This window comes from Streptomyces aurantiacus (genome assembly GCF_001418335.1).
Classification (GTDB): domain Bacteria; phylum Actinomycetota; class Actinomycetes; order Streptomycetales; family Streptomycetaceae; genus Streptomyces; species Streptomyces aurantiacus.
Genome location: NZ_LIPP01000129.1, coordinates 1 through 14,192 on the forward strand (window position 1 = coordinate 1; position 14,192 = coordinate 14,192).

A 14,192-nucleotide genomic window follows, 5' to 3' on the forward strand; every position below is an offset into this window, starting at 1 on the left:
CCCCTGAAAAACCGCGCAGTTCCCCGCGCCCCTGAAAACCGCGCAGTTCCCCGCACCCCTGAAAAACCGCGCAGTTCCCCGCGCCCCTAAAACGTCAAGGCCGGTTTCTCCAGGGTCAGCGTGCCCGTCGTCGCGTTCAGTTCCGCCCGTACTCCGAACGGGATCGTCAGCGCTCCTTCGCCGTGGCCGAAGCCGAACTCCTCGGCGATCGGCACCCCGAGCCCGCCGAGCCGGTCGAGGACGAGGTCCCGCACCCTGTCGTACGGGCCGCACCGCTCCCAGGAGCCGAGCAGGACTCCGGCGACGCCGTCGAACCAGCCGGCGCGCAGCAGCTGGGTGAGGCAGCGGTCCAGGCGGTACGGCTGCTCGCCCACGTCCTCCAGGCAGAGCAGGCCGCCGGACGCGGAGGGCCGGGCGTGCGGGGTGCCGAGCTCTGCGGCGAGCAGGCTCAGGCAGCCGCCGAGGAGGACGCCCGTGGCCCGCCCCGGGACCAGGGCCCGCCCGGCCGACGTGATGGTCCGCACGGACTCCGGCTCGAAGAGGGTCGCCCTGAGGTGTTCCTGGGCGTGGGCGTTCTTCACGAAGTCGATGCCCGCGGCCATCGGCCCGTGCAGTGTCCCGAACCCCAGCCGGGTCGCGAAGGCCTCGTGGAGGGCCGTGACGTCGCTGAAGCCGAGGAGCACCTTGGGTCCCGCGGCCCGCAGGGCGTCCCAGTCGAGCAGGTCGGCCATGCGCTGGGCGCCGTAGCCGCCGCGGGCGCAGAGCACCGCGTCCACGGCCGGGTCGCACCAGGCGGCCCGGAAGTCGGCCGCCCGGTCGGCGTCCGTGCCCGCCAGGTAGTCGAACCGCCCGTGCCGGTCCAGGACATGGGGCCCCACGACCGGGTCCAGGTCCCAGCCGCGCAGGATGTCCAGGCCCGCCTGGAGCCGTTCCTCGGGCACCGGGCCGCTGGGCGCGACGACGGCGACGCGGGCTCCGGCGACCAGCCGCCGGGCTCTGGTGAGTTCCTTCACTTGACGAGTTCCAGCACCGGCACACCGGGCGGATGCAAACCGAACACCTGGGCGTACAGGGACAGTTCGGCCTCCAGGACGCGCACCATCGTGTCGGCGCGGCGGAAGCCGTGGCCCTCGCCCTCGAAGGCGATGTAGGCGTGCGGCACGGACCGTGCCCGCTCCTCCACCCTGGCCAGGAACCGCTCGCACTGGGCCGGCGGGCAGATCACGTCGTCGAGGCCCTGGAGGAGCAGGAAGGGCGCGGTGATCCGCTCGGCGCGCTCGATGGGCGAACGCTCCGCGTACCGTCCGGGAACCTCTGCGAACGGTCCGACCAGGCTCTCCAGGTACTGGGACTCGAAGTCGTGGGTCCCGCCCGCGCCCCAGCCCGCCAGGTCGAGGACGGGGTAGAGGATCGTCCCGCACGCGTAGACGTCGGTGCCCACCAGTGAGGCCGCCGCCGTCCAGCCGCCCGCGCTGCCGCCCCGGACGGCCAGCCGGTCGCGGTCGGCGGTGCCCTCCTCGGCGAGGGCGAGCGCGACGGCCGCGCAGTCCTCGACGTCCACGACGCCCCACTGCTCGCGCAGCCGGTTGCGGTACTCGCGGCCGTACCCGGTGGAGCCGCCGTAGTTGACCTCTGCGACCCCGATGCCGCGCGAGGTGAAGTACGCGATCTCCAGGTCGAGGACGAGCGGGGCGCGGCCGGTGGGGCCGCCGTGCGCCCAGACGACATAGGGCGGGAGTACGTCGCCGGGGGCCAACTGGCCGGGATGGTGGGGCGGATAGATGTGCGCGTGGATCTCCCGCCCGGCGGGCCCGGTGAACGTACGGATCTGGGGTTCGGGGTAGAACGCGGGGTCCACCGGGTCGTGGTGCGCGGCTCCCACGACGCGGGCCCGTCCGGTGCGGGCGTCCAGTTCCACGACCTCGTACGCGCTGCGCGGGCTGGCGGCCACGGTGACGACGCGGCTGCCGTCGACGGCGAGGGTGGGCTCGTACTCGGTCCAGGGTCCGGCGGCGTCGACGACCTCGCCGGTCTCCGGGTCGAGGACGCCGAGCACGGCGGCGCCCCGGCCGTGCACGACGGCGATCAGTCCGCTGTCCAGCGGCGCGAACCAGCGGCGGCCGATCGTCCACAGCGGCCCGCCGAACTCCTCCTCGCGCGTACAGAGGGGCACGGGCACGGCCGGCCCGCCACCCGGGTCCCCGCTGTCCGACGCGCGGTAGAGGTTCCACCAGCCGGTGCGGTCGCCGGCGTACAGGAGGGCGCCGTCCCGGTCCCAGTCGGCCTGGGCGATCGACTCGTCGGGGCCGCCGGCGACCTTGCGGGGCTCGCCCAGCGTCCCGTCGGGTGCCACCTCGGCCACCAGCAGTTCGGTCCCGTCCCACGGCATGCGCGGGTGGTCCCAGACCAGCCAGGCCGCGCGCCGCCCGTCGGGCGAGACCCGCGGTCCGGTGACGAACCGGTGCCGCCCGTCGGTGAGTTCGCGTACCGCGCCGCGGTCCTCGGCGGCCGAGCCGTCCAGCGGGACGGCGGCGGCGAGCCGCCGCACGTCGGTGGGCCCGTCCCCGGTGAACTCCTCCAGGACGCACCAGACCTCGCCGGCCTCGCCGCGTTCCAGGTGCACCTGCGGGTCCACCCAGCGCAGGCCGCCGCCCACCGGGGACACGGGGGTGAGCGGGCGCGGCGCGTTGTCGGGGGCGGCGGGCTCGTACGCGTACAGCCGCTGGTCGGCGAAGTTCACGAACACGACCACCGGGCCGTCCTCGCGGACCGTGCCGGTCCAGGGCTGTCCGCCGTACTCGACGACCCGGCTGCGGACGTTCCACGGGGCGGGCAGCACCGACTCCTCGGTGCCGTCCGCGCGGCGGCGCACCAGCGTGCGGCGGCCGCCCTCGGCGGGCCGGGGTTCGGTCCACCAGGCCTCGTCGCCGACGAACCCGACGTAGTCGGGGTGCCCGTCGTGCGCGGCGGCGAGCGCCGCGTCGATGGGCGAGGGCCAGGAACCGTAGGCCAGCGTCTGCACTGTGTCCCCCATCTTTTCTCTCAGGCTTTTCTCTCAGGCCGTGCGCAGGAAGCGGTCGAGTACCCGGACCCCGAAGTGGAGTGCCTCGACGGGCACCCGTTCGTCGACCCCGTGGAAGAGTGCCTGGTAGTCGAAGCCCGGCGGGAGCTTCAGCGGCGAGAACCCGTAGCCGGTGATGCCCAGGCGCGAGAACTGCTTGGCGTCCGTGCCGCCCGACATGCAGTAGGGCACGACGTTCCCCTCGGGCGCGAATGCCTCCACGGCGGCCCGCATCCGGGCGTACGTCGTCGAGTCCAGCGGCGCCTGGAGGGCGACCTCGCGGTGGGCGAACTCCCACTCCACGTCCGGCCCGGTGAGTTCGTCGAGGGTGGCCCGGAACTCGTCCTCGGCACCGGCCAGGAAACGTCCGTCGATGTGGGCGACGGCCTCCCCGGGAATCACGTTGACCTTGTAACCGGCGTCGAGCATGGTCGGGTTGGCGCTGTTGCGGACCGTGGCCTCGACGAGGGAGGCGGCGGGACCGAGCTTCGCCATCAGCGCGTCCACGGCATCGAGAGCACCGAGGCCACCGAGTTCGCTGGGGCCGTCGGGGTCGCCGAGGTCGGGCTCGATGCCGTACAGCAGGGCGAGTTCGGTGAGCGCCGCGCGGACCGTCGGGGTGAGCCGTACGGGCCACCGGTGGGCGCCGATCCGCGCGACGGCGGCGGCCAGCCGGGTCACCGCGTTGGACCGGTTCACCTTGGAGCCGTGGCCCGCCCGGCCGCGGGCGGTGAGCTTCAGCCAGCCGGTGCCGCGCTCGCCGGCCGCGATCGGGTACAGCTCGCGGCCGGCGCCGTCGTGGAAGGTGAAGGCCCCGGACTCGCTGATGCCCTCGGTGCACCCCTCGAAGAGCCCCGCGTGCCGCTCGGCGAGGAAGCCCGAGCCGTCCTCGGCGCTCGCCTCCTCGTCCGCGGTGAACGCGATCACCAGGTCCCGACGGGGGCGTACACCGGAGCGCGCCCACTGCCGGACGACCGCGAGGATCATCGCGTCCATGTTCTTCATGTCGACGGCGCCCCGCCCCCAGACGACCCCGTCACGGACCTCGCCGGAGAACGGATCGACGCTCCAGTCCTCGGCCTGCGCGGGTACGACGTCCAGGTGACCGTGGACGAGCAGCGCGTCGGCGGACGGGTCGGTGCCCTCCAGGCGCGCGACGACGTTCGTACGCCCCTTGGTGCGCTCCAGAAGGGTCGGCTGCAGGCCGGCCTCGGCGAGCCGTGCGGCGGCGTACTCGGCGGCCGGCCGCTCCTGGCAGTCGCCGCCACCGCGGTTGGTGGTGTCGATCCGGATGAGATCGGAGGTGAACCGGACGACCTCGTCCAGCGCCTCCTCGTCGACGGCAGCCTGCTCGATCACGCTCATGTCAGCCATAGGTCTCCTCCACGGCAGCATCGACGATCGTGGTGACCGCCTTGAAGGTCCGGATGCCCTCGTACATCGTGGGGCTGGTGTACGCCACCTTCCGTTCCCCGGTGCGTTCGACGCCCGGGACGACGGTGGCCGCCATCGAGAGGTGCTCGGCGTCGAACTCCAGGGCCACGGTGAAGGGGCCCGCCCGCTCGGGCTCGTGCCGCACCGCGAGCCGCGCCGCCTCCTTGGCCGCCGAGCGGATGTCCGCCGCGGTACGGGCCGGAGTGCGGCACACGGCCGCGTACCGCGAGACATGGTCCTTGACAGCGACCTTCAGCGCCCCGGGCGCGTAGCCGAGCGCGTCCTCGCAGGCCACGTCGTCCCCGGTGACCAGGACGACGGGGACCCCGTACTCGGCGACGACGCGCGCGTTGAGCAGTCCCTCACTGGCGCGCTCGCCGTCGACCCACACACCGGTGATCGAGTTGGCGAGGTAGGTGTGGGCGAGGACGCCCTCCATGCCCGCTCCCGCGTGGTAGCCGACGAAGGCGATGCCGTCGACGTCCCCGTGCTGCACGCCCTCCACCATGGAGAGCGCCTTGTGCCGCCCGGTGATCATCTGCACGCGTTCGTCCAGTTGTTCCAGGAGCAGGTTGCGCATGGTCGAGTGGGCCTCGTTGACGAGGACTTCGTCGGCCCCGCCGTCGAAGAAGCCGAGGGCCGCGGCGTTCACGTCCGAGGTGAACATCGACCGGCACCGCTCCCACTGCGGGGTGCCCGGCAGCACGTCGGCCGGCCAGGTCACCCCGGTGGCGCCCTCCATGTCGGCGCTGATCAGGATCTTTACCATGCTCCAGTTGTATCGCAGTCGCACGGCGCCCCACAGGGCCAGGGGTCAGCTGGACGAACCGGCGTAAACCTTCATGCGGTCGTCGGAGGCGTGCCGGCGTCGGAATCCTCGGCCGCCCACAGCCCCCGTACGTGCCCGAGATGCCGTGTCATGACGGCGCGTACCGCCTCCTCGTCGCCGGCCACGAGTGCGTCCAGGATCTCCAGGTGCTCCTCGGCGGACGCGTCCAGGCGGCCCGCCTCGACCAGGGCGTGCAGGCCGTAGAGGCGGGAGCGCTTGCGCAGGTCGCCGACGACCTCGACCAGGTGCGCGTTGCCCGCGAGGGCGAGCAGCCCGAGGTGGAAGCGGATGTCCGCCTCGACGTACGCGATGAGGTCGCCCGCCGCCGCGGCCGTGACGATCTCCTGGGCGACGGGTCGCAGCGCCTCCAGGGCTGCGGGATCGGCGGAGGTGGCGAGGCCGACGGTGGTGGGGATCTCGATGAGCGAGCGGATGTGCGTGTATTCGTCGAGCTGCTTCTCGGAGACCGCGGTGACCCGGAAGCCCTTGTTGGGCACGGTGTCGACCAGGCCCTCCTTGGCGAGGTCGAGCAGGGCCTCGCGGACCGGGGTGGCGGAGACGCCGAAGCGGGTGGCGAGGGCCGGTGCGGAGTGGACCTCGCCGGGACGCAGCTCTCCCGCGATGAGGGCGGCCCGCAGCGCGTCCGCGACGCTCTCGCGGTAGCTGGGCTTCTTGCCGCCCAGCGTGGGCAGGGCGGGGGCGCTGGTGCGCTGGGCGGCCATCGGTCGGTCTCCTCGGAGGGGGTGGCTGGGCGTCATTTTTTGGGGGCGCGGGGAACTGCGCAATCCTTGAGCCGCACGGGACAGGCGGGACACACAGGGGACTACAGGACGAAGCCCGCCGGGAACGGGTCGCTCGGGTCGAGCAGGTACTGGGCGGTGCCGGTCACCCACGCGCGCCCGGTGAAGCTGGGCAGCACGGCCGGGATTCCGGCGACCTCGGTGGTGCCGTGGAGGCGCCCGGTGAAGTGGGTGCCGATGAAGGACTCGTTCAAGAACTCGGTGTTCAGGGGCAGTTCACCGCGCGCGTGCAGTTGCGCCATGCGCGCGCTGGTGCCCGTGCCGCAGGGCGAGCGGTCGAACCAGCCCGGGTGGATGGCCATCGCATGCCGCGAGTGCCGGGCCGTCGAACCCGGAGCGATCAGGTGCACATGGTGGCAGCCGCTGATGGAGGGGTCCTCCGGATGGACGGGCTCCCCTTCGGCGTTGATGGCGTCCATCAGTGACAGCCCGGCGGCGAGGATGTCGTCCTTGCGGGCCCGCTCGAAGGGCAGCCCGAACTGGTCGAGCGGCAGGATCGCGTAGAAGTTCCCGCCGTACGCGAGGTCGTAGGTCACCGTCCGCCCGTCGGCGAGCTCGATCTTGCGGTCCAGGGCGACGGAGAAGGACGGCACGTTCCTGAGCGTGACCGGCCCGGCCGCCCCGTCCCGCACCTCGACCTCGGCGACGACGAGCCCGGCCGGGGTGTCGAGCCGGATGGTCGTCACCGGCTCGACGACCTCGACCATGCCGGTCTCCACGAGGACGGTCGCGACCCCGATGGTCCCGTGCCCGCACATCGGGAGATAGCCCGACACCTCGATGTAGATGACGCCGTAGTCGCAGTCGGGGCGGGTGGACGGCTGGAGGATCGCGCCGCTCATCGCCGCGTGGCCGCGCGGCTCGTTCATCAGCAACTGCTTGATGTCGTCGCGGTGTTCACGGAAGTACAGTCGCCGCTCGTTCATGGTCGCGCCGGGGACCGTGCCGATCCCGCCGGTGATGACCCGGGTCGGCATGCCCTCGGTGTGCGAGTCGACGGCGTGCAGGACGAGTTTGCTGCGCATGACTCAGTCTCCCCTGTCTCCATGAGTCTCCCTGTCTCCCTGTCTCTGCATCTCCTCGTCTTCACATCTTTTTCAGACGACGTCTCCTGCAGCGAGTCCCGCCGCCACGGCCTTCTCCGTGGCGGCCCGGACGGTGGCCTCCTGGTCGGGTCGCAGCGGCACGCGCGGCGGGCGCACCGGACCGCCGTACCGGCCGACGATGTCCATCGACAGCTTGATGGCCTGGACGAACTCCACCTGGGAGTCCCAGCGCAGCAGCGGGTGCAGCTGCCGGTAGAGGGGCAGCGCGGTGTCGAGGTCGCCCCGGACGGCGGCGCGGAACAGTTCGACGGACGCGGCGGGCAGCGCGTTCGGGTAGCCGGCGACCCAGCCCTTGGCGCCCGCGACCGCCAGCTCCAGCAGGACGTCGTCGGCGCCGATCAGCAGGTCGAGGTCCGGGGCGAGTTCGGCTATGCGGTAGGCCCGGCGCACATCACCGGAGAACTCCTTGACGCCCTGGATGTATCCCTCGCCGTGCAGCTTGGCGAGCAGTTCGGGCACCAGGTCGACCTTGGTGTCGATGGGATTGTTGTACGCCACGATCGGCAGGCCCGCCTCGGCGACCTCGGCGTAGTGGGCGAGGACCGAACGCTCGTCGGCCCGGTAGGCGTTCGGAGGCAGCAGCATGACGGCGGCACAGCCCGCGTCGCGCGCCTGCTCGGCCCAGCGGCGGGCCTCGGCGGAACCGTACGCGGCGACGCCGGGCATGACGCGCGAGCCGCCGATCGCCGCCACGGCCGTCTCCACGACCTTGGCGCGCTCCTCGGGGGTCAGCACCTGGTACTCGCCGAGCGAGCCGTTCGGTACGACGCCGTCGCAGCCGTTCGCGACGAGCCACGCGCAGTGGTCGGCGTAGGCGTCGTGGTCGACGGAGAGGTCGTCCTTGAGCGGGAGGGCGGTGGCGACGAGGACGCCGCGCCAGGGGCGGTTGTCGGTCATGAGGTTTCCCATCGGGTCCGTAGGGCGTGACATGTCAGGGGGATTCGCCGGGCTCGCGTGCGAGCACGCCGAGGGGTACGGGGCGGGCGAACGGCCGTCGTGAGGGCGTCGTCGGGCAGCCCGCGAGCCCCGCCACCGCCGGGCCGCACATCCGCCCCTGGCACCAGCCCATTCCGGCGCGGGTCAGCAGTTTCACGGTGCGTACGTCCCCGGCGCCGAGTTCGTCGACAGCCTCCCGGACAGCGGAGGCGGGCACTTCCTCGCAGCGGCACACGAGGGTGTCGTCGCCGATCCGTTCGGCCCAACCGGCGGGCGGCGTACAGACGTTGTCGACGGCGGCGAAGAACTCCCGCAGTCCGGCACGTGTGTTGGCGGGGCGTGCGTAGGAACTCGGCTCGGGCGCCCGTGAGTCGAGCCGTGCCGCGACGGACAGCCCCGCGATCCGCCCCTCGGCCAGTGAGAGCACCGCGCCGCCGATCCCGGTGGTCTCCCCGGCGGCCCAGACGCCCGGTACGTCGGTGCGCTGCTCGTCGTCCACGGCGACGTTCACGCCGTCGAGGCGGCAGCCGAGCGTCTCGGCGAGGTCGGTGTGCGGGAGCATGCCGTGGCCGACGGCGAGGCTGTCGCAGGGGACGCGCCACTCGCTGCCGTCCCTGACGCGTCCGTCGGTGTCGAGCGCGGCCACGGTCACGGCTTCGAGTCGGTCGGTGCCGTGCGCCTCGACGACGGCGTGGCGCACGTGGACCCCGATCCGGTGCCGCGCCAACCCGGCCGCGTACAGGGCGCCTTCGGCGACCTTGCCGGGGTGGGCCGCGAGGACCCGGGCGTGCCGTACGAACGCCCGGGGGTCGGCGGACTCCACGAGGGCGGCCACCTTCGCGCCGGCCGCGGCCAGCCCGACGGCCACGGGCATCAGCAGCGGCCCGGTCCCGGCGACCACGGCGGTACGGCCCGGCAGGACGAGCCCGCCCTTGAGCATGGCCTGCGCCCCGCCCGCGGTGACGACTCCGGGGAGGGTCCAGCCGGGGAACGGCAGCACCTTCTCGTACCCGCCGGTCGCGAGGACCACGGCGTCGGCACGGACCACGACCGGTTCCTCCTGCTCGGGCCCGAGCAGGGCGTGCACGACGAGGACGCCGGACTCCCGCTCCACGCACCACACATGATGGTCGGTCAGGTGCGTGACGCGCCCTGCCTCGATATGGGCCGCCAGTCCGTCACGGAGTCGTTCCCAGGTACGCCACTGGTGGTGCAGGGCGCGGGGGTGGCGGGCACCGAGCCCGGCGGCGGGCCGGCGGTAGAACTGCCCGCCCGCCTCCGGCGCGGCGTCCACGAGGGTCACCTGTACGCCACGCGCGGCGGCGGCGAGGGCCGCGGCGAGCCCGGCGGGGCCCGCGCCGATCACGGCGAGGCCGGGTCGGTCAGTCGTGCCGCGTGGTTCGACTGTTCCGCGTCGGTCGTCAGTCATGGTGGCCGGTCCCTTCCTGCGTGCGGATCACGTCACCGGGCTCCGCACGCACCAGGCAAGCCCGTTGGTTGGGCCGCCCGTTGACGGTCAGCAGACAGTCGAAGCACACCCCGATACCGCAGAAGACACCGCGTCGCTCGCCGCTCCCCCGGGTCGTACGCCAGGACATGACACCCACGGACCACAGGGCCGCCGCGATCGTCTGTCCGGGGAGAACGGCGATCTCGCGGTCGTCGAACGTGACCGTGAACGGCGGCTCCGGCCGGGCCCGGACCAGCCTCATGGGCGTACGCGGCGTCATGAGCCCTCCTCGGGCGACGGATCGGGAAACCGGTCGGGGCGGAACGGTGCGAGGTCCAGGTCGGGCGTCCGGTCCGTCAGTACCTGGGCGATCAAGTGGCCTGTCCCCGTGGCGAGTCCGATGCCCGCGCCCTCGTGCCCGCACGCGTGGAAGAGGCCGGGCACCCGCGGGTCGGGCCCGACGGCGGGGAGGTGGTCGGGCAGGTACGGCCGGAAGCCGAGGTAGGCGCGCATGGCCCGCACCTCCGCCAGGAAGGGGAACAGCCGGGTCGCCCCCGCCGCGAGTTCCCGGGTGACGGGCAGGGAGAAGGAGCGGTCGAAGCCGACCCGTTCCCGGCTGGCCCCGATCAGTACCGGTCCCGCCGCCGTACCCTCGACCACCGGGGAGGTCTGGAGGGCCGCCGAGTCGCTGGCCACGTCGGCCACGTAGTCCGCCGCGTACACCTTGTGGCGCACCCTGCGCGGCAGTGGCTCGGTGACGAGGACGAAGCCGCGCCGGGGCAGCACCGGCAGCGACACCCCGGCCAGCGCGGCCAGTTCCCCGCCCCAGGTCCCGGCCGCGTTGACGACCGCGGGCGCGTGGATGTCGCCGTACGGGGTACGGACACCGCGCACCGCCCCCGACGCCGTACGCAGCACCTCCGTCACCGTCCAGCCGGTGCGCAGCGAGGCACCCGCCGTGCGGGCCAGCCGCACGAGCCGGGCCGCCGCGAGGGTCGGCATCACCTGGGCGTCCTGCGGATAGAGCACGCCACCCGCGAGCCCCCGCGCCACGTACGGTTCGAGGTCGTGGAGTTGGCCCGCGGCGACGGACTCGGCCTCGACTCCGGCCGAGCGCTGTGCGGCGGCGAACCCCTCCAGCGCCGTCAGCCCCTCGGGCCCGGCGGCGACGACGAGGCCGCCCTTGGCCTCGTACTCGACCGACCCTGCCACGCCGGGCTCGGCGGCGAGGTCGGCCCACAGCCGTCCGGAGAGCAGCGCGAGGTCGAGTTCGGGGCCCGGCTCCTTGTCGGAGACGAGCAGGTTGCCCTCGCCCGCGCCAGTCGTGCCGCCGGCCACCGGACCCCGGTCCACCAGGACGGCACTCAACCCCGCCCGAGCCGCGTACAGGGCGCTCGCCGCCCCCACCATTCCGGCCCCGACGACCACGACATCGCAGGTCAGCGAGTTACTCACGTCAGTACTATGTCACATACCTCTGTGATCCACACCCCCTGCACCGCGCGCGCAAGCAGGCATACCCCTCTGTCCGCGCCACAGAGGCCGTGACAAACTGCTCGGCCATCGACCGCCGGCCGTCACTCATCGACCGTCGGCCATCAGCCGTTCGAGCACTTTCGCAGCAGCATCGGAGGACCGACGTGACAGATGCAGGACTCGACGCACACGGCATCGACACCAGCAAGGCCCAGTCGGCCCGCATGTACGACTACTTCCTCGGCGGTAAGGACAACTACCCCGTCGACTGGGAAGCGGCCGAAAAAGTGATCTCCTTCTTCCCCGCCGTACAGGAAATGGCGCGGGTCAACCGTGATTTCATGCACCGGGCCGCCCGGCTGTTAGCCGAGCGAGGAGTTCGTCAATTCCTCGACATCGGCACGGGCATTCCCACGGCTCCGAACCTTCATCAGATCGTCCAGGACATCACGCCCGACGCTCGCGTGGTGTACGCGGACAACGATCCGATCGTCCTCAGGCATGCCGAGGCACTTCTCCACAGCAGGCCCGAAGGACGTACCACCTATATCCAGGCCGATGTGAGAGATCCGGGAAGTATCCTCGCGGCGGCGCGGGAGGTGCTGGATTTCGAGCAGCCCGTCGCCCTCTCCCTGGTGGCCCTGCTGCACCTGGTGGCCGACGACGACGAACCCCACCGGATCATGAGTGAGCTGCGCGGCTCCCTGGCGGCCGGAAGCCATGTGGCGCTCTCCCACGCCACAGGGGATTTCGACCCTGAGACATGGGAGCGCGTCGTCGAGGTCTACCGCAAGGGCGGAACTCCCGCCCAAGTGCGGTCACGTGGTGAATTCTCACGGTTCTTCGAGGGACTTGAGCTGCTCGCCCCCGGAATAGAGCTGGCGGAGCACTGGCACCCGGAGCTCGGGGAACAGCGCGGCCCGGGCGAGCGGATCCCGTTGTACGTGGGGGTGGCCCGCGTGCCCTGATATCCGATATCCGCCCCGAAACCCACGTACCGGGTGCCCCTTCTCAGCCGAGGAGTCGACCGGCGGCCGTCAGCGCCTCCAGCGCACTGGCCTGGGTGCGCCAGTCCGACGTGTTGGGGCTGGTGCCGGACCAGCGTGCGCCGAGGCGGTTGAGCGGGTCCCGGTCGGTCGTCCAGATCGAGTCGGCCTGTTTCGTGACGTACGCCTTGTAGGTGGTCGAGGCCGTGGCGTCCGCCAGGTCGGCGAAGTGCCGTATGAAGATGCCCTTGAACTGCTTCTGGTTGTCGTCGCAGGTGGCCGTGGAGATGTCGCAGGACTCGGTCAGTACGCCGCCACGGGTCAGCGCGGGTGAGGAGATCGCGCTGTCGGCCAGGCGCTCGGCCGTGTCGAGGTACCGGCTGTTCCCGGTCGACCGCCACAGCTGGGTGAAGGCGCCGATGGCCAGGCCCTGGTTGTAACTCCACACGGTCTGGCCGTTGTTGGCGCAGCCGGTGGTGATCCCGTCGTTGACGAGCCCCGAGGAGTTGATCATCCCGCTGGCGAGGTACCAGTTCGCCGCCGTGGTCGCGCGGGCACCCCACACGGTGTCGCCGCTGATCCGCTGGTGCAGTGCGGTGGTGAGCCACAGGTACTGCCCGTTGGTCACGGCGTTCTTGTAGGTGCGCTCCCGGTCCCACCACACACCGCCGCCGCAGGTACCGGTGTCCCAGTACTGGTGGACGTAAGTGGTGATCGTGACCGCTTCCTCCAGATAGCGCCGGTCGCCCGTGTAGTCGTACGCCTTCAGCCAGGCCATCGCCCACCAGCCCGCGTCGTCGATGGCGCGGCTGATGAAGTGGCCCTCGATCGGGTCCGAACTGCGCCCGCCCGCCGGGAAGACGCCCCGGTTCTGTTCGAAGGTGCGGGCGATCGCCCAGTCGTAGTCGTGCCGGCCGCTCTGCTCGGCGAAGTCGATGAGCGAGGTGAGGGCGACGGCGGAGTTCCACCAACTGCTGCGCCACCAGCCCTCGTCGGTGCGGTACGACGCCATCAGGGCGTCCGCCGCCCCGCGCGCCCGGGTCGGAGCGGGCCGGGCCCACGCCGTGCAGCTGCCCTCCTGGTGCGAGGCCTCGCGTCCGCAGACCCGGACCGCTCCGCCGTACAGCAGGCCGCGTGGGTCCCGGGTGGCGAACATGACGGTGCGGGTGGTGGTGGCTCCGGAGGGCACACTTTTACGGCCGAGGGAGGAGCCCTCCGGCTGGCTCGCGCCGCTGTCCCAGGAGCGGTCCAGCCATACCTCGTCGCCCGCTCCGCCGCCCGCGATGACGCCCCAGGCCATACCGCCCCGCTGGTCGACGTGCAGGCTGATGGTGCGTCCGAAGAGGGTGGTGGCGGGCACCGGGGTGTCGTCACCGGCCGCGGTGGCGGGGTCGGCGCCGTCGCAGGACGCGCCGTCGCACACCTTCGGGTACACCCAGTCGGTACAGGTCACCGCGGCGGCGTCGCCACAGGCGCGGATCCAGCCACGCCGGTGCGCGACCGGGTCGGTGATGTTGTACATCAGGGTGCGGGTGCCGGTCCACGAGCCGGGGACGCTTGCTTTGCCGAGCAGGCCGTCCCAGGTGGCGCCCCGGTCCCAGGAGCGGTCCAGCCAGACCGCGTCACCGGCCACGCCGTTGTCGATGCTCGCCCAGGCCGTGTTGTCCGGGTCGGAGACGTGCAGCCGCAGGATTCTGCCGTTGATGGTCCTGTTCGGCACCGGGAACGTGTCCTGCTGGGCCTTGGAGGGGTCGAGGGTGTCGCACACCAGGGCGCAGACCGGCGTCGCGGCATGGGCAGGGGCGGGAAGGGCGACGAGGCCGGTCAGCGCCATGAACAGGGCCAGAACCAGCGCGAGGAAAGGGACAGGGAACGGGACAGGGAACGGGGCCGGCGGTCTGCCGAGGAGGGAGCGGTGCCGTGCTGCCATGACGTATCGCCTCTCTGGAGAAGCCGTGCACGGAAGGGCAGCGGCGGCCGGCCGAGACGGGCAGCCACCACGATGAGCACCCGCGAGCCCAGGGTGCAGCGATCGCCCAGGTGATGTCTTTCCCCAATCAAGACGTGCCCATGTCAAGAACGTCCCGCGTCGAGGACCTGGGACGTATTCATGC

12 protein-coding genes are annotated in these 14,192 nt (G+C 72.2%); 1 reads left to right on the plus strand and 11 read right to left on the minus strand.

The window, feature by feature from the left end:
• Positions 1-86 precede the first annotated feature (86 nt).
• The 10 genes from AOK01_RS18380 to AOK01_RS18425 all read right to left on the minus strand — a co-directional run bounded on the left by AOK01_RS18380 (position 87) and on the right by AOK01_RS18425 (position 11,071).
• Positions 87-1,013: a S66 peptidase family protein gene (locus AOK01_RS18380; RefSeq protein ID WP_055512999.1), complete on the minus strand. Its 927-nt coding sequence runs from the start codon at positions 1,011-1,013 to the stop codon at positions 87-89.
• Positions 1,010-3,034: a prolyl oligopeptidase family serine peptidase gene (locus AOK01_RS18385; protein ID WP_055513001.1), complete on the minus strand. Its 2,025-nt coding sequence runs from the start codon at positions 3,032-3,034 to the stop codon at positions 1,010-1,012. The genes AOK01_RS18380 and AOK01_RS18385 overlap by 4 nt, the downstream gene beginning before the upstream one ends.
• Positions 3,035-3,055: 21 nt before the next feature.
• Complete coding sequence (locus AOK01_RS18390; protein WP_107099845.1) at positions 3,056-4,426, minus strand: M20/M25/M40 family metallo-hydrolase; 1,371 nt, start codon at positions 4,424-4,426, stop codon at positions 3,056-3,058.
• Position 4,427: 1 nt separating this feature from the next.
• Entirely contained in the window at positions 4,428-5,264 is an 837-nt protein-coding gene (locus tag AOK01_RS18395; protein WP_055513006.1) for a M55 family metallopeptidase, read from the minus strand.
• Between the two features lie 71 nt (positions 5,265-5,335).
• Complete coding sequence (locus AOK01_RS18400; protein WP_055513007.1) at positions 5,336-6,046, minus strand: GntR family transcriptional regulator; 711 nt, start codon at positions 6,044-6,046, stop codon at positions 5,336-5,338.
• 101 nt (positions 6,047-6,147) lie between these two features.
• On the minus strand, positions 6,148-7,149 hold the full coding sequence (locus tag AOK01_RS18405; RefSeq protein WP_055513009.1) for a proline racemase family protein: 1,002 nt from the start codon (positions 7,147-7,149) through the stop codon (positions 6,148-6,150).
• A gap of 72 nt (positions 7,150-7,221) precedes the next feature.
• Positions 7,222-8,127, minus strand: coding sequence for a dihydrodipicolinate synthase family protein (locus AOK01_RS18410; protein WP_055513046.1), 906 nt, complete (start codon positions 8,125-8,127; stop codon positions 7,222-7,224).
• Between the two features lie 34 nt (positions 8,128-8,161).
• Positions 8,162-9,595: an FAD/NAD(P)-dependent oxidoreductase gene (locus tag AOK01_RS46150; protein ID WP_055513011.1), complete on the minus strand. Its 1,434-nt coding sequence runs from the start codon at positions 9,593-9,595 to the stop codon at positions 8,162-8,164.
• Positions 9,588-9,896, minus strand: coding sequence for a (2Fe-2S)-binding protein (locus AOK01_RS18420; protein ID WP_055513014.1), 309 nt, complete (start codon positions 9,894-9,896; stop codon positions 9,588-9,590). The genes AOK01_RS46150 and AOK01_RS18420 overlap by 8 nt, the downstream gene beginning before the upstream one ends.
• Complete coding sequence (locus AOK01_RS18425) at positions 9,893-11,071, minus strand: NAD(P)/FAD-dependent oxidoreductase (protein WP_055513016.1); 1,179 nt, start codon at positions 11,069-11,071, stop codon at positions 9,893-9,895. The genes AOK01_RS18420 and AOK01_RS18425 overlap by 4 nt, the downstream gene beginning before the upstream one ends.
• A 185-nt stretch (positions 11,072-11,256) precedes the next feature.
• Between AOK01_RS18425 and AOK01_RS18430 the strand changes: the two genes are divergently transcribed.
• Positions 11,257-12,060 (plus strand): SAM-dependent methyltransferase, encoded by an 804-nt coding sequence (locus AOK01_RS18430; RefSeq protein WP_079103516.1) that lies wholly within the window; start codon positions 11,257-11,259, stop codon positions 12,058-12,060.
• A 43-nt stretch (positions 12,061-12,103) separates the two neighbouring features.
• On the opposite strand, the gene AOK01_RS18435 is transcribed toward AOK01_RS18430, so the two are convergent.
• Entirely contained in the window at positions 12,104-13,912 is a 1,809-nt protein-coding gene (locus AOK01_RS18435; protein WP_055513051.1) for a glycoside hydrolase family 76 protein, read from the minus strand.
• Positions 13,913-14,192 lie beyond the last annotated feature (280 nt).